The following is a 23,041-nucleotide window of genomic DNA, read 5'->3' as shown; positions in this document are numbered from 1 at the left end:
ATCTTATCATTTTAAAAGTAATAAAACACTTTTAATTTGTATTATACTACAAAGATAAAAAATTAATATTATTTAAACAACAAAAGTTCATGAATTATTCATATTTGGGCAAAAAAAGAATACGAATAACATGAATCTTATACTTTTCATGAAAGTCTATATTAGCTATTAAGGCTAAATAAAAGAAGAAGGAAAAATAGAGGCATAAAAAAAGAGCCTAACCAATGTTAGACTCTTTCTTTATGATAGTTGAATAAGAGATTAATCGTTTTGCTTTTCAGAAAAGTCAAGAATACTATTCTTGTTGGCTTCCATGCGAACATATTCTTCTTTAGAACCAACAATGAGTTTTTGCCATTGACGAAGACCTGTACCAGCAGGGATAAGGTGTCCGCAAATAACATTTTCTTTCATACCTTCAAGATTATCACTCTTACCACGAATTGCAGCTTCATTGAGTACCTTCGTTGTTTCCTGGAATGATGCAGCTGACATGAAGCTCTTTGTACCAAGAGCGGCACGTGTGATACCTTGCAACATTTGAGTAGCAGTAGCTTGTACAGCATCACGTACTTGAACTGTCTTGAGGTCTCGACGTTTCAAACTTGAGTTTTCATCACGCAACTTGCGTACAGAAAGGATTTGTCCCTTATAGCAATTTTCAGAATCACCAGCGTCAATAACCACTTTCTTACCCCAAATACGGTCGTTTTCTTCCAAGAAATCGAGCTTATCGATTAACTCTTGTTCCAAGAAGATTGTATCTCCTGGATCATCAATACGAACTTTACGCATCATCTGACGAACGATAATTTCAAAGTGCTTATCATTGATTTTCACACCTTGCAAACGATAAACGTCTTGTACTTCGTTCACGATATATTCTTGTACTGCCGTTGGACCCTTAATAGAAAGAATATCAGCAGGGGTAATGATACCATCAGACAATGGAGTTCCTGCACGCACAGCATCGTGTTCTTGAACAAGAATTTGCTTAGAAAGACTTACAAGATACTTGCGTTGGTCGCCTGTTTTAGAAGTAATAATGATTTCACGATTACCACGTTTCACCTTGCCCATTGCTACTTCACCATCGATTTCAGAAACTACCGCAGGATTAGATGGGTTACGAGCTTCGAACAACTCGGTTACACGTGGAAGACCACCCGTAATATCACCAGCACCACCAACTGAACGTGGAATCTTAACAAGGGTTGTACCTGTCTTGATTTCAGCACCATCTTGAACAATTTGTTCCAAGTGCCCACCCACAGGTAAGTTGTAAGTACCGAAAATATCTTCTGGAGCATATTGACCATCAGCACCCTTCTTGGCACCAGAGCGCACAACATCTACTGTTGGGACTTTTGATTTATCACGAGATTCTGTGATGATACGTTCTGTAAGACCTGTAGCATCGTCGGTTTCAGCCTTATAGGTTACACCTTCTGCAACATCGTGCAAACGGAGAACACCAGCATATTCACTTACGATAACGGCATTGAATGGGTCCCAACGACAAATCATATCGCCTTTCTTAACCTTATCGCCATTCTTGAAATATAAGATACTACCATATGGTACACCTTCTGTCAAAAGAACAATGCCTGTATTGACATCGATGAAACGTATTTCAGCCAAACGGCTTACCACCTTTTCACAAGTTTTATCTTCATCATCAACGAAAGGAACTGTGCGAAGTTCATCAAATTCAATCTTGCAATCATTCTTTGCTACGATAGTAGCGTTAGCAGCAGCGTTAGACGCAATACCACCAGCGTGGAAAGTACGAAGTGTAAGCTGTGTACCAGGTTCACCAATAGCCTGTGCAGCAATAACGCCGACAGCTTCGCCGAGTTGAACCATGCGAGCAGAAGCGAGGTTACGACCATAACACTTCTGACAAACACCCTTCTTGCTTTCACAAGTAAGTACGGAACGAATTTCAACCATTTCGAGTGGAGATTCGTCAATCATCTTAGCTTTAGGTTCTGTGATTTCTTCGCCTGAAGCAACGATAAGTTCGCCTGTTGTTGGGTGGATAACATCGTGAACAGAAACACGTCCGAGAATACGTTCATAGAGAGAAGCTATCACTTCATCACCATTCTTCAACGCACGACATTCCAAGCCACGAAGTGAACCACAATCGGCTTCGGTGATGATAACATCATGAGAAACGTCTACCAAACGACGAGTAAGATAACCAGCATCGGCAGTCTTCATAGCCGTATCAGCAAGACCCTTACGAGCACCATGTGAAGAAATAAAGTATTCCAATACCGACATACCTTCCTTAAAGTTAGAGATAATCGGATTTTCAATAATTTGAGCGCCTTCAGCACCTGCCTTTTGAGGTTTTGCCATAAGACCACGCATACCAGCAAGCTGTGCAATCTGGTCGGCAGAACCACGGGCACCAGAATCAAGCATCATGTAAACGGCATTGAAACCTTGATCGTCTTCAATCATGTGCTTCATCACACTCGCCTTCAAGTTGTTATTAACGTGAGTCCACGCATCAATAACTTGGTTATAACGCTCCTTATCGGTAATGAAACCCATTTCATAGTTAGCCTTCACTTGGTCTACTTCCGCTTGCCCCTTACCAACGATGTCGGCTTTTTCCTTTGGAACGATAATATCGCCCAAGTTAAATGAAAGACCAGCGGTGTAAGCCATACGATAACCTAAGTTCTTGATACCATCAAGGAAAGCACACGCACGAGCCATACCCACTGACTTAATAACATCAGCAATAAGTCCGCGCAAAGATTTCTTTGAGATAATACCATTAAAGTATCCTACTTCTGTTGGAATAATTTGGTTCACAATGACACGACCAACAGAGGTTTCAAGCATACGCTTTTGCAATTTACCATCAACGAGGTCATCAACAATAACCTTTACTTGTGCGTGGAGGGCGCAACGACCTTCATTGTGAGCGATGATTGCTTCTTCTGAACCATAGAAGCAAAGACCTTCTCCCTTCGCACCTGGACGAATCTTTGTAATGTAATAAAGACCCAATACCATGTCCTGAGAAGGAACGGTGATAGGAGCGCCATTGGCAGGGTTCAAAATATTATGGCTTTGAAGCATCAAAACTTGTGCTTCAAGGATAGCTTCATTGCTTAATGGGAGGTGGACAGCCATCTGGTCTCCATCGAAGTCAGCGTTGAACGCAGTACAAGCCAATGGGTGGAGCTGAATAGCCTTACCTTCTATCAATTTTGGTTGGAATGCTTGAATACCTAAACGGTGAAGTGTAGGGGCACGGTTGAGCAATACAGGGTGTCCCTTCATTACATTCTCCAAAATATCCCAAATAACAGGTTCACGACGGTCTACAATCTTCTTGGCACTCTTCACAGTCTTCACAATACCACGCTCAATGAGCTTACGGATAATAAATGGTTTGTAAAGTTCGGCTGCCATCAATTTAGGAAGACCACATTCGCCCATCTTCAATTCAGGACCTACAACGATAACGGAACGTGCAGAATAGTCAACACGCTTACCGAGAAGGTTCTGACGGAAACGACCTTGCTTACCCTTCAATGAATCAGAGAGAGATTTTAAAGGACGATTGCTTTCGCTCTTTACAGCAGAAGACTTACGACTATTATCAAATAATGAGTCGACAGCTTCTTGCAACATACGTTTTTCATTACGGAGAATTACGTCTGGAGCTTTGATTTCGATAAGTCGTTTCAAACGATTGTTACGAATGATGACACGACGATAAAGGTCGTTCAAGTCAGAAGTAGCAAAACGTCCACCATCTAATGGTACCAATGGGCGCAACTCAGGAGGAGTTACAGGTATTATCTTCATTATCATCCATTCAGGACGATTGACACCTTTTGATTGACGGAATGCTTCCACAACTTGCAAACGCTTCAAAGCTTCAGTCTTACGCTGTTGGCTTGAATCGGTTGTAGCACGGTCACGGAGTTCACCTGCTAAACGGTCAAGGTCGATATTCATTAACAAATCATAGATTGCTTCCGCACCCATCTTTGCAATGAATTTCTTTGGGTCTGAATTTTCTAACTTTTCGTTACCCTCTGGCAATTTATTGTCAAGGATATTCAAATATTCGTCTTCAGAAAGAAGGTCAAACTTGTTAGCACCATTAAGGTCTTCACCTGTTTCAGGGTCTTTCATTCCTTCAACAACACCTGGTTGTACTACGATGTACTTTTCGTAATAAACCACACTATCAAGTTTCTTTGTTGGAAGTCCCAACAAGTAACCTATCTTATTAGGAAGACTACGGAAATACCAAATATGTGCAACAGGCACAACAAGTTCGATATGTCCAGCACGTTCACGACGTACTTTCTTTTCTGTTACTTCTACACCACAACGGTCACAGACAATACCCTTGTAACGGATACGCTTATATTTTCCACAAGCACATTCATAATCCTTTGTAGGACCAAAAATACGTTCGCAGAACAAGCCATCACGTTCGGGTTTATAGGTACGATAGTTGATGGTTTCTGGCTTGGTTACCTCGCCAAAAGAATTTTCGAGAATTTCTTCTGGTGAAGCAAGTCCAATGGTAAGTTTGTTAAAACTACTCTTAACTTTATTATCTTTTTTAAAAGCCATGTTTCTTTAATTTTGGGGGTGCAAATTAATCAAGTTTGATGCTTAATCCAAGACCACGGAGCTCATGGAGCAACACATTCAATGACTCAGGTATACCTGGTGTTGGCATTGGTTCGCCCTTAACGATAGCTTCGTAAGCCTTTGAACGTCCTATAACATCATCAGACTTAATGGTCAAAATTTCTTGGAGTACATGAGAAGCACCGAAGGCTTCAATAGCCCAAACTTCCATTTCTCCAAAACGCTGTCCACCAAACTGTGCCTTACCACCAAGAGGTTGTTGGGTAATGAGAGAGTAAGGACCAATGCTACGAGCGTGCATCTTATCTTCAACCATGTGCCCTAACTTCAAGAAGTAGGTAATACCAACAGTTGCAGGTTGGTCGAAACGTTCACCTGTTTCACCATCATAGATATAACGAGAGCACATAGGTGGCAATCCAGCCTTATCAGTCCATTCTTTTAAGTCTTCAAGTTTTGCACCATCGAAAATTGGAGTAGCAAACTTAATACCGAGGTTACGACCTGCAGCACCAAGGATAGCTTCGAAAATCTGCCCAAGGTTCATACGAGAAGGCACACCCATTGGGTTCAATACCAAGTCTACAGGACGACCATCTTCAAGGAAAGGCATATCTTCAGCACGTACAACTTTTGATACGATACCCTTGTTACCGTGGCGACCAGCAAGTTTATCACCTACTTGTATCTTACGTTTACGAGCGATATAAACCTTTGCCATTTGAAGCACACCTGATGGAAGTTCATCACCGATAGTAATAGCAAACTTCTTACGCTTTAATTGAGCGTCCATTTGCTTATACTTACGAATGAAATTCATAATAAGCTTTTGAATCAAAAGGTTTGTATGTTCATCATCTGTCCAACCATTTGATTGTATTCCTTCATAATCAAGGTTCTTCAAAGCGGCAATAGTAAACTTGCTACCCTTTGTAATAATCTCTGCGTTAGAGTAATCTTTAATGCCTTGTGATAACTTATCTTCAGTGAGTTCAAGAAGTTTATCTACCAACAAATCTTTCAAATCATTGATTTTTGCTTCTTGTTCCTCATCAAGGCGAGCTAAAGTTGCTTTATCATGACGTTTGCTTTCGCGAGTTTTCACTGCACGTGCAAACATTTTTTTATCAATTACAACACCACTCAATGATGGATTTGCTTTCAAAGAAGAATCCTTCACATCGCCAGCTTTGTCGCCAAAGATAGCACGAAGTAATTTTTCTTCTGGTGATGGGTCGCTTTCTCCCTTTGGAGAAATCTTTCCAATCATAATATCGCCTGGTTCAACTCTTGCACCAATGCGGATAACACCATTTTCATCGAGGTCTTTTGTTGCTTCTTCGCTTACATTTGGAATATCTGCTGTAAATTCTTCTACACCACGCTTTGTTTCACGCACTTCAAGTGAATATTCATCAACGTGAACAGATGTAAGTATGTCTTCACGAACCATTCGCTCAGAAATAACAACAGCATCTTCGTAGTTGTAACCCTTCCAAGGCATATAAGCAACAAGGAGGTTACGACCTAACGCTAATTCTCCATTTTCTGTTGCGTAACCTTCAGTAAGAATATCACCCGCCTTAACACGTTGTCCCTTACTACAAATTGGTCGAAGGTCAATAACCATATTTTGGTTAGTACGACGGAATTTTGAAATCTTATATTCCTTTAATGCAGGTTCAAAACTTACAAATTCTTCGTCTTCGGTACGGTCGTAAAGAATACGAATGCAAGTAGCATCAACATATTCAATCACACCATCACCTTCAGCAGTTACCATTGTACGAGAATCCTCACACACTTGCTTTTCCAAACCTGTTCCAACAATAGGCGCATCATTGTGCAACAATGGTACAGCCTGGCGCATCATGTTACAACCCATCAATGCACGGTGACCATCATCATGCTCCAAGAAAGGAATCAAACCTGCTGAAACAGAAGCAATCTGTTGTGGAGCAACATCCATCAATGTTACTTGGCTTGGTTCCACTACGGGGTAATCAGCATCTTGACGACATTTCACATAACTACGAATAAAGGTGCCATCAGGATTCAACGGAGCATTACCTTGTCCTACTGGGAGGTCTTCTTCCTCTTCAGCTGTCATGTAAACAACATGATCGTTATCCAAATCAACCTTAGAATCAACAACCTTTCTATAAGGGGTAACTATGAAACCAAGGTCGTTAATCTTAGCATACAAGCACAATGAAGAAATCAAACCGATGTTAGGACCTTCTGGAGACTCAATAGGACACAAACGACCATAGTGAGTATAGTGTACGTCACGAACTTCGAAACCTGCACGTTCACGAGAAAGACCACCAGGACCTAAAGCTGAAAGACGACGTTTGTGTGTTACTTCAGCCAATGGGTTAGTTTGATCCATGAACTGGCTCAATGGGTTAGTTCCAAAGAATGAATTGATAACGCTTGAAATGGTCTTTGCATTTATCAAATCTGTTGGTTGGAAGACTTCATTATCGCGAACATTCATACGTTCACGGATAGTACGGCTCATACGAGCTAAACCAATAGAGAATTGGTTTGCTAATTGTTCTCCAACTGTACGAACACGACGATTTGACAAGTGGTCAATATCATCAACAGTTGCGTTAGAATTGATGAGGTTTATCAAATATTTGATAATCTCAATAATATCATCTTTTGTCAAGACACGAACGTCCATATCCGTTTCAAGTCCTAACTTCCTATTAATACGGTATCTACCTACTTCGCCAAGGTCATAACGTTTGTCTGAGAAGAACAAATTTTGGAATACTTCTCTTGCACTTGCATCATCAGCGGCATCTGCATTACGCAACTGACGATAAATATAATTTACAGCCTCAATTTCTGAGTGGCTTGGGTCTTTGGCAAGTGTATTGAAGATGATTGAATATTTATTTGCAACATCTTCATCTTTGTGCAAAAGAACTGAAGAAACACCACTTTCAAGGATAATATCAAGATTATCGTCAGTAATTTCTGTTTCGCGTTCAACAACAACTTCGTTACGCTCAATAGAAACTACTTCGCCTGTATCTTCATCTACGAAATCTTCATTCCATGATTTCATCACATTACCAGCCAACTTGCGACCCAAAGCAGCTTTCATGTTCTTCTTATTTACCTTCATCTCTTCACACAAGTCGAAGATTTGAAGAATATCCTTATCGCTTTCGAAACCGATAGCACGAAGCATTGTCGTTACAGGCAATTTCTTTTTACGGTCGATGTAAGCGTACATGACGTTATTGATGTCAGTAGCAAACTCTATCCAAGAACCCTTAAACGGAATAATACGCGCACTATAAAGTACTGTACCATTAGCATGCACACCTTGTCCGAAGAATACACCTGGTGAACGGTGCAACTGAGAAACAACCACACGTTCAGCACCATTGATAACAAATGTACCATTACTTGTCATGTAAGGAATAGTTCCAAGGAACACATCTTGAATGAAAGTACCAAAATCCTCATGATCTGGGTCAGTACAATAAAGTTTCATCTTAGCCTTCAAAGGTACGCTATACGTCAAACCTCTCTCCAAACATTCTGAAATAGAATAACGAGGAGGGTCGATATAGTAATCCAAGAACTCAAGAACGAAATTATTACGAGTGTCGGTGATAGGGAAATTTTCTGTAAAAACCTTATACAAACCGTCATTCTTGCGTTCTTCAGGCGGAGTATCAAGCTGTAAGAAGTCGCGGAACGACTTCAACTGTAAATCCAGGAAGTCCGGATATGGATACGGACTTTGCACACTGGCGAAGTTTACTCTGGGTTTATTCTCTGTTGCCATATATTTTTTTATAAATGTTCGTGACAATAGCCACAAATACGATAGAAAAGTGTCAAAAGACACAAAAAGGTTAGGACTCACCTACTTGGTAAATCCTAACCGTATTGGTTATAAAGTGAGTGATATTTACCAAATTTCAGTAAAAAATCACTTAGAAGAGTCTTACTTCAACTCAACCTTAGCACCTTCAGCTTCGATGAGCTTCTTCAAGTTTTCAGCTTCGTCCTTAGCAACGCCTTCCTTGATAGTAGAAGGAGCACCGTCTACGAGATCTTTAGCGTCTTTCAAACCAAGACCGCAAGCTTCCTTAACAGCCTTAACAACCTTAAGCTTGCTAGCACCTGCGTCAACGAGAACTACGTCAAATTCTGACTTTTCCTCAGCTGCACCAGCAGCTGCACCACCAGCAGCAGGACCAGCTACAGCAACAGCTGCAGCAGCAGGCTCAATTCCATACTCGTCCTTAAGGACTGTTGCCAACTCATTTACTTCTTTAACAGTAAGGTTTACTAACTCTTCTGCAATAGCTTTAATGTCTGCCATTTTATTCTAAATATTTTAATTTTATTCTTATTATTAATGTAATTTTGACTTTATAAAGTTTTATTCAGGACGCTCGCCTAAAGTCTTAAGCACACCGTGAATGGTGTTTGCGCCAGATTGAAGAGCAGAAACAACGTTCTTTGCTGGAGATTGAAGCAATGCAACAACATCTGCAATAAGTTCGCTCTTGCTCTTGAGAGCTGCAAGTTCTTCGAGTTTGTCAGCACCTATAAAGATAGATTCTTCTGCGTATGCAGCCTTGAGAGCTGGAATACCTTCTTTAGAATACTCTTTAAGGAGCTTAGCAGGAACATTTGCTGTTTGTGTAAACATTACAGCAGTGTTACCTTTCAAAGAACCATACAATGGTTCATAATCAACATCTGAAGCCTCAAAAGCTTTGTGGAGAAGATTGTTTTTAACAACAACCATTTTAATCTCGCTCTTGAAGCACTTACGACGGAGATTGCTTGTAGCTTCTGCATTTAAACCAGTAACATCTACGAGGTAGAAATGTGGAAATTCTTTAAGCTTTTCACCGAGTTCAGTGATAATCGTATCTTTAACTTCTTTCTTCATTTTACAAAACTTTTAGAGTTATTCAGCTGATTTAGGATCAATCTTGATACCCTTACTCATTGTGCTTGAAATAAAGATACTCTTGATATATGTACCTTTAGCAGCAGCAGGCTTCAATTTGATAACGGTAGAAATAAATTCTTTTGCGTTTCCAAAAATCTGCTCAGCAGTCATACTAACTTTACCGATTGAGGTGTGGATAATACCAGCCTTATCAACCTTGAAGTCTATCTTACCAGACTTTACGTCTCTTACTGCCTTAGCAACGTCCATAGTTACAGTACCGCTCTTTGGGTTAGGCATCAAACCACGAGGACCGAGTACACGACCCAAAGGACCTACCTTACCCATGCAAGAAGGCATTGTAATGATTACATCAATATCTGTCCATCCACCGTTAATCTTTTGAATATATTCATCAAGACCAACGTAATCAGCTCCAGCTTCCTTAGCAGCAGCTTCCTGATCAGGTGTACAGAGACAGAGCACACGTGTCACTTTACCAGTACCGTTAGGTAATGTTACCACACCACGAACCATTTGGTTTGCCTTGCGTGGGTCAACACCTAAGCGAATATCTACATCTACTGAAGCATCAAACTTTGTTGTAGTAATTTCTTTAACAAGTTTAGATGCTTCATCTAAAGTGTATGCCTTCCCTAATTCAACCTTCTCAGCTACTGATTTCTGATTTTTTGTCAGTTTACTCATTTTTACTTCTGAAGTTTATTATTATTTACCAGGGAAGTCCCCTTTTACAGTGATTCCCATACTACGTGCAGTACCAGCGATAAGTTTCATAGCACTCTCAACTGTGAAGCAGTTGAGGTCTGACATCTTATCTTCTGCAATAGCCTTTACCTGATCCCAAGTTACAGAAGCAACTTTTTTACGGTTTGGCTCGCCTGAACCGCCCTTTATCTTGGCAGCCTCAAGCAACTGAATAGCAGCTGGAGGTGTCTTGATAACAAAGCTGAAAGACTTATCGTTGTAGTATGTGATGACAACTGGAAGTACTTTTCCAGCTTTATCCTGGGTGCGGGCATTGAATTCCTTACAGAAACCCATAATATTAATACCCTTAGAACCCAATGCAGGACCTACAGGAGGAGAAGGATTCGCAGCGCCACCTTTAATCTGTAATTTGATTAATCCAGCAACTTCTTTAGCCATTTCTTTGTTAATATTTAAAATTGATAATTATAAAAGGAGAGTATTCGTAACAGTTTACTCTTCTTTTGCGACTTGCATAAAACTAAGCTCAAGCGGATTTTGTCGTCCAAAAATCATCACCATCACTTTCAACTTATGTTTCTCGGTATTCACTTCCTCAATGATACCATGGAAACCGCTGAAAGGACCATCGGTAACTTTTACAGACTCTCCAACTGTATAAGGAATGTCTTGTACTTCTTCAAGTGCAGTATCCTCAACATTTCCCAGTAGACGGTTTACCTCTGCCTGCCTAACAGGTGTAGGCTCAGCCACCCCACCGAGAAAACCTAAAACATTAGGCATAAATCGGAGTGTTGATGCAATCTCCGAATTCATAATGGCTTCTACAAGCACATAACCAGGAAGACTTAACTTCTCGGTTACTACACGCTTGCCATTACGAAGAGAAGCGTGACTTTCAGTAGGCAAAAGCACTTCAAACACACGTTCTGCTAACTTCGCGTTTTGTCGCAACTCAGCATCAATGTATTCTTTCACTTTTGCTTCCTTGCCACTAACGGCACGAAGAACATACCATTTCTTTTCTGTATTAGCCATTTTTTCTAATGATTTAGCTTGGATAGATGAAATTCATCACATGCTGTGATATAAAATCAAAAACAAACACAACTACTGCAATGATTAGGGAAGCAGATAATACTATCATTGCACTATGTGTAAGTTCGGCACGTGTTGGCCATGTTGTCTTATGCGCAAGTTCGTCGTAACAGTTCTTGCAGTAATCTAAGAATTTCTTAAACATATTATCTTTCTTTAGCACGGGTTGAAGGGCTCGAACCCTCGACACCTGGTTTTGGAGACCAGTGCTCTACCAACTGAGCTAAACCCGTAGAATATAGTGTTCTCACAATTATTGCGAGAACACTATTATTTTAACGAATTAATCTTCGTAAACTTCTGTAATCTGACCTGAACCTACTGTACGACCACCTTCACGGATAGCGAAGCGGAGACCAGCGTTCAAAGCAACAGCGTAGATAAGTTCAACTTGAATTTCTACGTTATCACCAGGCATTACCATTTCAATACCTTCTGGCAATGTAATTTCACCTGTACAGTCCATAGTACGGAGGTAGAATTGTGGACGATACTTGTTACCGAATGGAGTGTGACGACCACCTTCTTCCTTCTTCAAGATATAAACAGATGCCTTGAACTTCTTGTAAGGTTTAATCTGTCCAGGGTGGCAAAGTACCATACCACGCTTGATTTCAGCCTTATCGATACCACGGAGGAGCAAACCTACGTTATCACCAGCTTGACCTTCATCAAGAAGCTTACGGAACATTTCTACACCTGTTACAGTTGATTTTTTATCTTCACCAAGACCGAGCAATTCAACTTCATCACCTACGTGGATAACACCAGTTTCAATACGACCTGTTGCAACAGTACCACGACCTGTGATTGAGAATACATCTTCGATAGGCATCAAGAAAGGCTTATCTGTAGCACGAGGAGGTTCTTGAATCCACTCATCAACAGTATTCATAAGCTCCATAACCTTATCTGTCCACTTTTCAACACCATTCAAAGCACCGAGAGCAGAACCGCGAATAATAGGAGTATCTTCCTCGTATTCGTATTGTGTGAGGATTTCACCGAGCTCCATTTCTACGAGTTCGAGCATTTCCTCATCTTCAACCATATCGCATTTGTTCAAGAATACTACCAAGCGAGGTACGTTTACCTGACGAGCGAGCAATACGTGCTCACGAGTTTGAGGCATAGGACCATCTGTAGCAGCACAAACCAAGATTGCACCGTCCATCTGAGCAGCACCAGTAACCATGTTCTTTACATAGTCGGCGTGACCAGGACAGTCTACGTGTGCATAGTGACGCTTTTCTGTTTCGTACTCGATGTGTGAAGAGTTGATAGTAATACCACGTTCCTTTTCTTCAGGAGCGTTGTCGATTTGATCAAAAGACTTAGCATCCTCACCGCCGAAACCCTTATCGTGAAGAGTCTTAGAAATGGCAGCTGTCAATGTAGTCTTACCGTGGTCTACGTGACCGATTGTACCAATGTTTACGTGCGGCTTGGTACGCTGAAATGTCTCTTTAGCCATAGCTTATTTTTTAATTTATAAATGAATAATCTTTGTTTTTCTTTCTATTCTGTAATTGAACAGAAATGTAGAGCTGTAACTGAGAGTTGAACTCAGGACCTCTTCCTTACCAAGGAAGTGCTCTACCACTGAGCTATTACAGCAAGAGTGAGCGGAAAACGGGGCTCAAACCCGCGACCCCCAGCTTGGAAGGCTAGTGCTCTATCAACTGAGCTATTTCCGCAATAATTCGTTTCAACTCTGTTCGCATGCGAAAGTCGTCTTAACGAAACTCTTTGGTGGGTAGTGATGGATTCGAACCACCGAAGCTAGAAGCAGCAGATTTACAGTCTGCCCCATTTGGCCACTCTGGAAACTACCCAAGCCATTCTGTTTCTCTTTTTAAGAGAGCCTCTTGTCGGATTCGAACCAACGACCCCGAGATTACAAATCACGTGCTCTGGCCAACTGAGCTAAAGAGGCGATTGCAGCCGTTTGGCTACTCGTTTTTACTTTTAGTCGTAAAACGGCTGCAAAGGTAGTGTTTTATTTTTTATTCTCCAAGAAAACATGGAGTTTTTTTATTATTTTCTTTGCTTTTCTTTTACTTTGGCGAGTTGAACCTTGATAGCATCTAAGCACAAATCAACTGCTTCTTCAAAGGTATCGCATGTTTTTTCTGCATACGGTGTACCTCCTGGGATTGTAACAGTTATACTTGCATTTTTATTATTTGCTGTTGCTGGTTTCTCAACCTTTAATTGCACCTCTACTTTCTGAATGTCTTCATGAGACTTTTGTAGTTTTTCTACTTTCTTATTGATGAAAGTTTCTAATTTCTCGGTAGCGTCAAAATGAATTGCTTGAATTTTAATGTCCATAATTCCCTCCTATTTTTAAAGGTTATGCCCTTGGGTGGGCTTCGTTGTATGCTTTTTTGAGCTGTTCGAAAGTTACATGCGTGTAAACTTCTGTGGTAACAATGCTTTCATGCCCTAAGAGTTTTTTCACGCTTTCCAATCCAGCTTTATTGTTAAGCATAGCGGTCGCAAATGTATGCCGTAGCACATGTGGCGACTTTTTCTTTAATGTTGAAACTTTAGCAAGGTTTGCTTTTACCATTGTTCTTACTTGAGCAGTGGTGATTCGCTCGCCTTTTGCGGTTACGAATAAGGCTTCTTGTTCGCCTATTTCATCGTTCCGCAGTTTTTGATAAGTGCCTATTTGTTCTTCGAGTTCTTTGCCAAAAGGAATGATGCGCTGCTTATTGCGCTTTCCTGTAACTTTTATTTCGTGGGTTACGATATTAATATCTTTGTTATTTAATCCCACGAGTTCGGAAACTCGAATTCCTGTTGAGTAGAATGTCAATATAATGGTACGCGCAAGTACATCTTTATAGGTATTTCCCCACATTTCAGATACTAAAAGTGTGTCCATTTCTGCTTCTTTTAAGAATTGAGGCAGCGGCTTTTTTCTTTTTAGTCCTTGTAATTTGTAGGTTGGGTCGTTCTCAACGAGCCCTCTTTTTAACGCATATCGGTAGAATGAACGTAATGCGCTTAATCTTCTATTCACAGAAGTTGCGGTATTACCTTTATCCATCATGTATTCCACCCAATCTCGAACCACATCTGTATCGATGTTTTCCCAAGACAACTCATCGTCCAACTTTTTGTAGAACTGTTCAAACCCGTGCAGGTCTTCGCTGTACTCCCCTATTGTTCTTCGCGAATAATTCCGCTCAAACGTCAGGTACTTCAAAAAGTCTTCAATGTTCAACACGTTGCTAATACTTATCTCTTGGCAACGAAATTACGGAAATTTATCTGAACTACCAAATTTTTACGCAAAAATTTTTATTCTTCTGCGTCGCGAAGTTGCTGTACATAAATGGCGCGTTCCATCTTCAAGCGCTTCTTAACAGAAGGTTTGTCAAACTGTTGGCGTGAGCGTAATTCTTTTACTACACCTGTTTTTTCAAACTTTCTCTTAAACTTTTTAAGTGCTCTTTCGATGTTTTCACCGTCCTTAACTGGTACAATAATCATGCTTGTTTGTTTTTATTATTAAATATGTTATACATTGCCAAGCGGCATGACACCACTTTAGCGGGTGCAAAATTACTGCTTATTTTCCTATCTACCAAATAATTGACGGTTTTTTCTGCGTTTTAGGCATTTCAGAGGTGCTAAAATTCGGTTTCTGCGCCCTTTCCCTACCGTCTAACAACTCACCACTTAACTCCTTTCTTTGCAAATAAATCTACTACATCTCGCACAAGCACATCGTATTGGCACCGTTTGTTTTCGCCTAAGCGCACGGCAACAACATTGTATTTGGGATAAACGAAGATGGTTTGACCGAAAAGTCCTATAGCACAAATGGCTTTACTCTTAGAGAAATTATACCAACCTAACGAGTATTTGTCTTTGCTTTCTTTCATTGCAGGCACGTACATCTGTGCTATCCAAGCAGAATCGACAATCTGCTTTCCGTTCCAACTGCCTTGATTCAGCACCAACCTGCCTATCTTTGCCAAGTCGCGAACATTGGTATTTATGCCTCCATAGCTTTTGGCATTGCGGTGTTTCTTACTGTCGAGCGTTACGGTTGCCTGCGTCTCCATACCGAGCGGTTTCCAAAGCTTTTCGCTCAGATAATCTGCATATTTCACACCCGTCGCTCGTTCCAACACATAGCTCAATATGGCAGTCGTCATACTGTTATACTCGTATTTAGTTCCCGGCTCATCTTTAAACTTCAACTTCTTTATCTGTTTAAGGGCATTATGCCCGAAATACAGCAACGCCATTGAGCAAAACGGATTTGAATAGTTTTCGCTATACTTCAATCCAGCCTGCATATTCAACAAATGGCGTATCGTCAGTCGCTGAAAATGCTCGTCAGCATTGCGCAGCTCTGGAACATAATCGGTAACACAGTCGTCTATGCTCCGTATTTTTCCCTCCTTCACAGCAATGCCACACATCAGTGCAGTTACCGATTTAGACACAGAAAAGATATTCGAATGACCCAATTTCTTCAACCAACCATTGTAATGTTCGTATTTTATCGTGTCGTTCTGAATGATGATAAACGCCGACGCCCCACCGTCCATACAAGTATATTCAGCAAAAGTTTTATCCTTTACAGGCTTCTTGTAATTAGCAAACGTAAGTTTCAAAGTATCCAACACACGCTGATGCAATGGCATTTCCGCAAAATGGAACACATTCTTGGCATCGTTGGCAATGGTATCGTGTGCAAACAACCGACCATCACGAATACTGGGTGCGTGCTTCACCAATGCGCGCATTTCACGAAAGACTATACACGAGGTCAGCATCGCCATCAATACAAAACAAACCGCAAGGGTTAAATATCTCTTCATAAACTTGTTTTTAGTTCATTACGTTACATCAATTCAAAAGCAAAGATAGGAAAATAGGTTTTAACAACAAAATCCAACAACTCCTATCAGTCTCTTTATTTTGTTAATTATATACAAACAAGAGTCGAATTTGTTAAAAATAAAGCGTGAAACATTGGCAAGAAGGCGGATTTTACGAACTACAAAAATATTATTCGCAAATAAACGCAAGATTGGTGTGCAAACGTAACTTTTTAGTAGTGAAACTTTTGCGCCCATCTATGGGATATTTGTGCAACAAAACACGCATAAAATGTTCGCAAAATAAACAATAAAGGTAATATAAAGAATAGAAATAGCGTTGCAAAAGCTATTGTTTTGCACGCTAAGATAATTATAAAAATATATCTATCTGAAAATAAAGAAGTTACCTTATTGACACAACTAAACAGGTAACGATTTGGAAACGAGCGAGCTACTTGGCTTCGCTGCTTTCTGCCTAACAAAGAACGCTTGTTATTCCGTTTGCAAAGATAATACTTTGTTACCGAATAACAAGCATTTTTAATGAGATATTCTTCTTTCTGCATTTTGTTCAGGCGTGAGTTATAATCCCCTTCCACGTTTCTTCTTTCTGTTAGCTTGGTATCTGAGTTTGCGCTGCCATGCAGCTTCGGCATAGTCATTGCCTTGCGTAGTAGGTGTAATCAAATCGCCTAACTCTTCCACAACTTCATCGGCTGCGCTAACGATGGTGTCTGCCACCGCACCAATGGGATTCTGCACTTGTGGTGTGTCATTGTCTCGTGAAATTGAGGAGCGGCTTGGAGGTATGAGTTGATAACCTGTATCGGGATATTTGTTCTTGTCTGTTGGCTCTTGTACTGTTAGATGTGGTTTCCTTGATTCTTCCTTGTTGGTTGTTTCAAAGTTCTTCTGCAAGGAATGGTAGCCGAACTCCCTGCCGATTTCGGAAGCCTTGAACGATTGTCCACCAAATGAGAACTTCAAGCCATAGACCTTGCCCTGCTTGTTCTTCATACGCTCTATGGTGATGCCGTTCTTGTTCAACTCGTAAAGGAACATGGAATGCCTGGTGATACCTATACCTTTGTACTTGTCAAGCAGGGCATAGCAGATTTGTTGTACTTGCTGTTTTGTCTGCTCTCTTATTGGACTGGCTTTTGGCTCCTGATGCTGCTTTTTCGCCTTGACCTCCTTTGCGATGGTCAAGCCTTTCTCCCGACTGATTTCCTCCGCCATCCTTGCTGCCCTGTTGCTCACAAAAGTGGTATCATAGACTTCTCCGTACAGACTGATGCGGTTGGCAATGATGTGAATGTGTGTGTTGTCAGTGTCCTTGTGCGTTACCGCCACCCATTGATGGTTGTCAAGTCCCATTAGCTTGGCAAACAAATGGGCGATCCGCATCAGTTCGGACACGGGCAGTTTTTTCTCGTCCTGCGGTGCGATGCCGATTTCGATACGGAGAAACTTGTTCCTGCAACGGCTGTTGTAATCGCTGACTACTTTCATTTCCTCGTAGATGGTCTTTGGATCTCTGCTGCAAAGATTGTGGAATGCAAGCCGACTACCGAGTTTGCCTTCCCTGAAAATATAGTCCAAAGCTGTGCTTCCGTGCGCTATCGCCTTGCATTTACCTATCATTTCTTGTTAGATTTAAGACCTTATATACCTCATCATCCACACGAAAATGCGGGTCGTAAAACCGCTTAAATGCCTCTTTGGCACATAGCGAAAGGTTCTTGGTGATATGTAGCCAATCCTCGTCCTTGAGCTTGATGAGATTGGAAACCTGCCCGTAGAACCTTCCTGTATGTTGAAGAATGGCAATGGCTTCCCTCTCATTGTCTGTCATCTTGGGAACAGCTGTTACTTCTCCGTTAAGGAGTATCTCACGGCAGTACTCTGAGAACTTCCGCCCTGTACTTTCCGCTTTTGACTTGATACGATGCTTCTCCTCTAAGGTGCATCTTATCTTGATGAACTCTGTCTTGTTCATCCGCTGTTCTTCCTTATCCTTTGACTGCCATCGGGCAGCTTTTCCTTTGTATCTATTCATATAAGTTTCCTTTAAGAGTTAATCATTATAGATGATTTGTTGTTGCTTAATTTCTGAATGCTGACCGATGAGAACGTAGTGATTACGGTCTAATCTCCCCGACAGTCTGACGAGGGGAGCAAGAGCAGTTTGTGGGTACAAACTGACGTCTTGCAATATCAGCTAACGAAACGTTTACGCACAAGGCGTTTTGCTGCAGAAAAGTAAATGCCGCGCATTCTGTGTTTAACTGCGTTCGTGGTGTTCCCATCATTCAGTATGTTTGACCAATTTCTGTTGCTATGTTCTCTAAAAAAGGGTTGAGGGTTTTGAGTGGAATAATAGCCCCTTTTCCCAAAAGTCCTCGACCCTTTTCCTGTGATTTACAATCTCCTCCATTTCTCTATGTCTTCACCATACTCCTCCAGATGGAGGCGCACGATGTTTTCCACGAAACTTGAAAGGTTGCTGCCCCTGTCGCCCAATCTGCGCACGATGAAGTCGGCACGCTCCTGCGTTTCTCGGCTCAGATAGACCGCCTTTCGGTTGCTCAGTCTTGTTGGGACAAGGTAGGTTTGCTTGTAGGCTTCGAGCGTTTCCCTTCTCATCTTGGCACTGATGCGCCTTTGAACGGTTGCGTTCTCTGTATGCTGCGCAGGTTCAGAGTGCGTAGTGTTCTCTGTGTTCTGTTCGTTAGGCTCTTGAATAAGTCTTGCTTTCCTTGCCCGAAGTTCGGCAATGATATGTTCAGACGAATTTTCTATCTGATTTAGTCCAAAATACTGCTTGTCGGAATGGATTGTATTCTTCATTCCCTCGTTACTGACTTTTTGCTTTTCTATGTTTTTATCTCATTTTATGTTTGACTTGTTTTGATTTCATGTTTTGATTTTGTTCTTTAACCGACATCCGTATCCGTTCCTGCACTTTCTGCTGCTCCTGTTTACGCATACGGCTGACATGAAACTCGTTGAGGTCTTTGAAGTCCTTGTAATATCGGGACATATCCTCCACCTTGAAACCAGCTCTGATGAAATCGTTAGTAGCCCTTCGCCCTGCTTCATCATTGTCAAGGAAGGCAAGGATATGGGGCAGGTGTTGATCGTTCAGATAGCGAACTGTCCTTGCCACATTGCTCACGGAGTTCATCACAAGGCAGTGGCTGGCTATCTCCTCTTTCATTGAAAGAAAGGAGAGGAAGTCCATAAAGCCCTCAAACACGCATACAGGCAGTGGCTTGTCTATTGCGTGTTTTGTCTGTTTGTCCGTAAATATCAGAGTAATGTCCTTCGGAGCTATCGTTCCCTTGAACGTCTTGTCGTCACGAAGCTCATAGCCGCCAGAGAGATTAGCATAGCCGATGGCTTGATAGAGTCTGCTCCTTACCTCATAGCTGATACATTTGAGGAAAGGTATAGCCTTTTCCATGTCAATGCAGCGTTCCTTCGTAAGATATTCCTGCAAATGTGGTGGCAGGGTGTCTGATATTTCTATCAGTCTCCTTGCTCCATTTACAGCCATCACAGGCTGGGAATTATTTGGCACGAAGTCTTTACGAGAACTATATGTTATATTATCGGAAGCGTTTTGTTCCAAACGGCAAATGGCTTCCGATAGCGTGCAGCTCTCCAAACGCATACAGAGGTCAATAATACTTCCGCCCCTACCTTCGGCATAGTCTATCCAGAGGTTCTTCTGTGTGTCCACCTTAAAACTCGGATGCGTTTCCTCTCTGAGTGGTGAGCGGTACAGCACATAGGAAGGTGTCCTACGTACAGGCTTGATGCCTTTCCTTTCAAGATACTCCACGATGGGGTATTGCTTGATGCGTGATAAATCTTCTTCTTTCATTGCTTTGATACTTTAATGGGTTGAATGATAATTATTTATATTTGTCTGTTTTTATGGTTTTACTGTTTCCAAAGTTTTCCCCCTCCAAACTTTTTCATCTTTCTTCTTACTACATACTATTTTGTGATAAGTGATTGATAATCAGTGTTACTTTGTAGTATAAGACAATACTACACATTCTACTACATTTGGCTACTACAAGTTTTAAGGAGCGGGCAGGGCAAGATTTTCCTAATTTTGTAGACATAGATGGGGCTACCTCCGTTTCTTCGTTTGCTCACCTTTATGTATCCTGCTTTCTTCAAGGCTTCGCCCATACGCTTGGCAACAAGTGATTGGTGAGTATAAATACCCAAATAGGTAAGTATCTCCGTAGTGGTCATTAACGAATAACTTTCATCCTCCGTTGGCTTTTAAAACAACGCAACAAAAGCTCCATCTCTGCAGTTTGTACTTGAAAGTCTTCACTCTCTCTATATAGTTCGGCAATCTCGTCATCATCAAACCAATAGCGAAAACCTAACTTTAACAGGGCTTTGGCTTCCGCATAAACATTGTCCATCGAGATAGCTTTTGCTCTCTCAATATTTATGGAAAGCACTTCAAAGGGCAGGAAGCGTCTGCTTCCTGTAGGGTCTGTAAGAAAGTCGTTGCCGTTTACCGATGCCACGAAACTTGCCAAGTGGGGGTGTTCCTCCACATATTTATCATAGGGCATACGATACTTGACCATCGGGCAGGTGATGAGGTTTTTCAGTTCGTTCTCGTCACGCTTGTTGAGGGCTTTAAGTTGGTCGTCGATGTTTACGATGAGGTTTTGCCCGATATAGGTAAGTGTGTCCTTCTCCTGCGGATATATCTTGCCCGTGTAGCTGTAACCATGCAAAGCAGGAGGACAAAGCAAGTCAAGGAACGTTGTCTTGAACTTGCCCTGCTCGCCTGTTAGTACAAGACAGGTATGGTTACGGCACTCACGGTTGTCCATGGCATTGGCAACCACTGCTACGAGCCATTTAGTAAGGTACGGCAGCCACTTGTCAGAGTTGCGAACAACTACGCAACTTGCCAAGTCAGGAATGGCTTTCAGTGAAAGGGAGGAAGCATTGCGGCAACTATTGTATTCGTTAGTGTTACTACAACTACTGCCTATATCCAGCAAGGGCAACGCTTTGAAATACTCTTGTATGGGGTTGATGCGTGGCGAGAAGCTGCTCTCGATGATGGAATAGAGGTTGTCGGAAGATGTGATAATCCCCACATCGTTGTCAAGTTCCCTGCGGAGCGTGTTGATTTCATAGCGACCCACTTTTGAGAAGTGAGTATCGTCCTTGTCCCTGTATTCAGTTCTTCCCAACACCGTGTTGTATCTGAACTCATAGCGAGAGGAAAGATAGGTTTCTATCTCACCGTTTTTTGAGGAAGTCTTCCTTTGCTTGGGCATATTGTTTTCGCCCTCCGATTTGCCTTTATCTGCATTCTTTTTCATTATCTGCTTGGTTTGGTTTCCAAGAGTGAAGTTACGAAGAGAATGGGAAAGTTCCAAGCATTCGGGGAGTGCTTGCATAATGTTGCACTCATTGGCTATGAATTTCTCATGGATTTTTATGGAAATAGAGAGAGAAAAGACTGATTTAAACTAAAACTAAGTCAAAGAAGATGATAAAATAACAAGAAAAGGCAGAGGCAGGAGTGTACCTTTTGCGCATGTATGCGGTATTCTGCACCGATATTGCAAACAATAGTATCAGCACAGAAATAAGGTAGCGTTTGTTTACACCAAGAGTGCCACAAGCTGCCACTTGGGCGAAAAACGATTGAATAGGAGATGCATCACCGTATCTTTGTACCCAACGGACGGTGAAAGAAGAAAACAGGGTAAGAAGGTGCAAACGGCTGCCGATAAAATGCGTTAGCTTTTCCTTGAAATTCCCGATATTTCCCTGCTGTTCCCTGCTGCTTTGAAGTATGACAAACTCATCATATTTTTGCAGGCATAAACGTGCGGTGAAACGCAGAACAGGCAAAGGTATTGTCAATACCAATAAGACGGAATTACAAACAAAACAATTATAAAACTATGGGATATTTTATCATTACGGATTCAAATTGGACAAGGCTCAAGAATGAGATTCTCTGTCTTGCCGAGACCTGCCACAAGGTATTCGGGGAACAAAGCAAGCACACCGATTGGCTGCACAACGGTGATGTATGCAAGTTGCTTAACATCAGCAAGCGCACATTGCAGCACCATCGGGATACAGGTGTGTTGCCTTTCTCGCAAATCGGGCATAAGTGCTATTACAGGCGTGAGGATGTGGAGCTATTGCTCCAAACCAAATCGGATAAATCGAAAAGACAAATTTAAAAATAACAAATAAGGAAAGAGAAATATGGAACAGGTAAGAGACTTGAACATGGATGCGGACGATATGCTGGTGGTGCTCTCCGCAGTTGAGGGAGTGAACAGACGGATAAAGGAAGTGGCACAGACACACAAACCGCTGTTTGGCGGTGAGCATTTCCTGACGGGTAAGGAAGTATGCGAGCGGCTGTATATCAGCCCTCGCACCTTGCAAGACTATCGGGACAGGAGAATTATTCCCTACACACAATTTGCAGGGAAGATTCTCTACAAGGCTTCGGATTTGGAGAAGATGTTGGAAGATAATTATAAGTGATGGAAAATAAATCAAGGAGAATCCTCCGCATGTAACATCCGAACGAAGTCGTCTTATTTATAGTGTTTTGAGGCGATAAAAGCTGCAATTAAAATGCAACGACTCTTGACAGTCTTCCTGCAAACATAATATGTGGATAATTAAATGTGGTGTTTGAGCATAAAGGAAAGGAGTACGAGGCTTACACTATGAATGAGGACTTAATTCAGACGAT

The 23,041-nt window shown here is 41.5% G+C and carries 19 protein-coding genes, 5 tRNA genes and 2 pseudogenes; 2 read left to right on the top strand and 24 right to left on the bottom strand.

Going from position 1 to position 23,041, the window contains the following annotated elements; genetic code table 11:
• Positions 1-261 precede the first annotated feature (261 nt).
• The 24 genes and pseudogenes from rpoC to DYI03_RS02565 form a co-directional block, all read right to left on the bottom strand.
• Positions 262-4,620, bottom strand: coding sequence for a DNA-directed RNA polymerase subunit beta' (gene rpoC / locus DYI03_RS02685; protein ID WP_004357765.1), 4,359 nt, complete (start codon positions 4,618-4,620; stop codon positions 262-264).
• Positions 4,621-4,645: 25 nt separating this feature from the next.
• Positions 4,646-8,455 carry a DNA-directed RNA polymerase subunit beta gene (rpoB, locus tag DYI03_RS02680; RefSeq protein WP_021668107.1) on the bottom strand — a complete coding sequence of 1,270 codons (3,810 nt, stop codon included), beginning with the start codon at positions 8,453-8,455 and terminating at the stop codon, positions 4,646-4,648.
• Between the two features lie 162 nt (positions 8,456-8,617).
• On the bottom strand, positions 8,618-8,998 hold the full coding sequence (gene rplL, locus DYI03_RS02675; protein ID WP_004357713.1) for a 50S ribosomal protein L7/L12: 381 nt from the start codon (positions 8,996-8,998) through the stop codon (positions 8,618-8,620).
• A gap of 60 nt (positions 8,999-9,058) precedes the next feature.
• The gene (rplJ, locus tag DYI03_RS02670; protein WP_004357754.1) at positions 9,059-9,577 is read right to left on the bottom strand and encodes a 50S ribosomal protein L10; all 519 of its coding nucleotides are present in this window, start codon (positions 9,575-9,577) and stop codon (positions 9,059-9,061) included.
• 18 nt (positions 9,578-9,595) lie between these two features.
• Positions 9,596-10,288, bottom strand: coding sequence for a 50S ribosomal protein L1 (gene rplA / locus DYI03_RS02665; RefSeq protein ID WP_004357752.1), 693 nt, complete (start codon positions 10,286-10,288; stop codon positions 9,596-9,598).
• A 21-nt stretch (positions 10,289-10,309) separates the two neighbouring features.
• The gene (gene rplK / locus DYI03_RS02660) at positions 10,310-10,750 is read right to left on the bottom strand and encodes a 50S ribosomal protein L11 (protein WP_021668108.1); all 441 of its coding nucleotides are present in this window, start codon (positions 10,748-10,750) and stop codon (positions 10,310-10,312) included.
• 54 nt (positions 10,751-10,804) lie between these two features.
• Positions 10,805-11,350 carry a transcription termination/antitermination protein NusG gene (nusG, locus tag DYI03_RS02655; RefSeq protein ID WP_021668109.1) on the bottom strand — a complete coding sequence of 182 codons (546 nt, stop codon included), beginning with the start codon at positions 11,348-11,350 and terminating at the stop codon, positions 10,805-10,807.
• A 13-nt stretch (positions 11,351-11,363) separates the two neighbouring features.
• Positions 11,364-11,555 carry a preprotein translocase subunit SecE gene (secE, locus tag DYI03_RS02650; protein WP_004357801.1) on the bottom strand — a complete coding sequence of 64 codons (192 nt, stop codon included), beginning with the start codon at positions 11,553-11,555 and terminating at the stop codon, positions 11,364-11,366.
• Positions 11,556-11,570: 15 nt separating this feature from the next.
• Positions 11,571-11,643 (bottom strand) — tRNA-Trp (locus tag DYI03_RS02645).
• A gap of 50 nt (positions 11,644-11,693) precedes the next feature.
• Positions 11,694-12,884 carry an elongation factor Tu gene (tuf, locus tag DYI03_RS02640; protein WP_004357738.1) on the bottom strand — a complete coding sequence of 397 codons (1,191 nt, stop codon included), beginning with the start codon at positions 12,882-12,884 and terminating at the stop codon, positions 11,694-11,696.
• 71 nt (positions 12,885-12,955) lie between these two features.
• Positions 12,956-13,027: transfer RNA gene (locus DYI03_RS02635), tRNA-Thr, on the bottom strand.
• Positions 13,028-13,034: 7 nt separating this feature from the next.
• A tRNA-Gly gene (locus DYI03_RS02630) sits at positions 13,035-13,107 on the bottom strand.
• A 53-nt stretch (positions 13,108-13,160) separates the two neighbouring features.
• Positions 13,161-13,245 (bottom strand) — tRNA-Tyr (locus DYI03_RS02625).
• Positions 13,246-13,272: 27 nt separating this feature from the next.
• Positions 13,273-13,346, bottom strand: a tRNA-Thr gene (locus DYI03_RS02620).
• A gap of 101 nt (positions 13,347-13,447) precedes the next feature.
• Positions 13,448-13,744 (bottom strand): ribosome hibernation-promoting factor, HPF/YfiA family, encoded by a 297-nt coding sequence (hpf, locus tag DYI03_RS02615; RefSeq protein WP_021668110.1) that lies wholly within the window; start codon positions 13,742-13,744, stop codon positions 13,448-13,450.
• Between the two features lie 22 nt (positions 13,745-13,766).
• The gene (locus DYI03_RS02610) at positions 13,767-14,648 is read right to left on the bottom strand and encodes a tyrosine recombinase XerC (RefSeq protein WP_021668111.1); all 882 of its coding nucleotides are present in this window, start codon (positions 14,646-14,648) and stop codon (positions 13,767-13,769) included.
• Between the two features lie 74 nt (positions 14,649-14,722).
• Positions 14,723-14,914: a 30S ribosomal protein S21 gene (gene rpsU, locus DYI03_RS02605; protein WP_004357787.1), complete on the bottom strand. Its 192-nt coding sequence runs from the start codon at positions 14,912-14,914 to the stop codon at positions 14,723-14,725.
• A 182-nt stretch (positions 14,915-15,096) separates the two neighbouring features.
• The gene (locus DYI03_RS02600) at positions 15,097-16,257 is read right to left on the bottom strand and encodes a serine hydrolase domain-containing protein (RefSeq protein ID WP_021668112.1); all 1,161 of its coding nucleotides are present in this window, start codon (positions 16,255-16,257) and stop codon (positions 15,097-15,099) included.
• A 585-nt stretch (positions 16,258-16,842) separates the two neighbouring features.
• Positions 16,843-17,904, bottom strand: a complete 1,062-nt coding sequence (locus tag DYI03_RS02590) for a relaxase/mobilization nuclease domain-containing protein (RefSeq protein ID WP_025064553.1) — start codon at positions 17,902-17,904, stop codon at positions 16,843-16,845.
• Entirely contained in the window at positions 17,894-18,319 is a 426-nt protein-coding gene (locus tag DYI03_RS02585) for a plasmid mobilization protein (protein WP_025064554.1), read from the bottom strand. The genes DYI03_RS02590 and DYI03_RS02585 overlap by 11 nt, the downstream gene beginning before the upstream one ends.
• Before the next feature lie 362 nt (positions 18,320-18,681).
• The gene (locus DYI03_RS02580; RefSeq protein ID WP_025064555.1) at positions 18,682-19,140 is read right to left on the bottom strand and encodes a DUF3408 domain-containing protein; all 459 of its coding nucleotides are present in this window, start codon (positions 19,138-19,140) and stop codon (positions 18,682-18,684) included.
• 4 nt (positions 19,141-19,144) lie between these two features.
• Positions 19,145-20,149: a toprim domain-containing protein gene (locus DYI03_RS02575; RefSeq protein ID WP_025064556.1), complete on the bottom strand. Its 1,005-nt coding sequence runs from the start codon at positions 20,147-20,149 to the stop codon at positions 19,145-19,147.
• 182 nt (positions 20,150-20,331) lie between these two features.
• A pseudogene (locus tag DYI03_RS02570) lies at positions 20,332-21,635 on the bottom strand (virulence-associated E family protein).
• Positions 21,636-21,780: 145 nt separating this feature from the next.
• Positions 21,781-22,191 (bottom strand): hypothetical protein, encoded by a 411-nt coding sequence (locus tag DYI03_RS02565; protein ID WP_115367875.1) that lies wholly within the window; start codon positions 22,189-22,191, stop codon positions 21,781-21,783.
• Between the two features lie 35 nt (positions 22,192-22,226).
• On the opposite strand from DYI03_RS02565, the pseudogene DYI03_RS02560 reads away from it, so the two are divergent.
• Together DYI03_RS02560 and DYI03_RS02555 are read left to right on the top strand one after the other, a co-directional pair.
• Positions 22,227-22,527: pseudogene (locus DYI03_RS02560) on the top strand (helix-turn-helix domain-containing protein).
• A gap of 12 nt (positions 22,528-22,539) precedes the next feature.
• Positions 22,540-22,827 carry a helix-turn-helix domain-containing protein gene (locus tag DYI03_RS02555; RefSeq protein ID WP_021670380.1) on the top strand — a complete coding sequence of 96 codons (288 nt, stop codon included), beginning with the start codon at positions 22,540-22,542 and terminating at the stop codon, positions 22,825-22,827.
• The last annotated feature ends 214 nt before the right edge of the window (positions 22,828-23,041 follow it).

This window comes from Prevotella disiens (assembly GCF_900454955.1).
GTDB lineage: Bacteria > Bacteroidota > Bacteroidia > Bacteroidales > Bacteroidaceae > Prevotella > Prevotella disiens.
The sequence above is the reverse complement of the archived record's forward strand: the minus strand, read 5'-3'. Positions and strand labels throughout refer to the sequence as shown.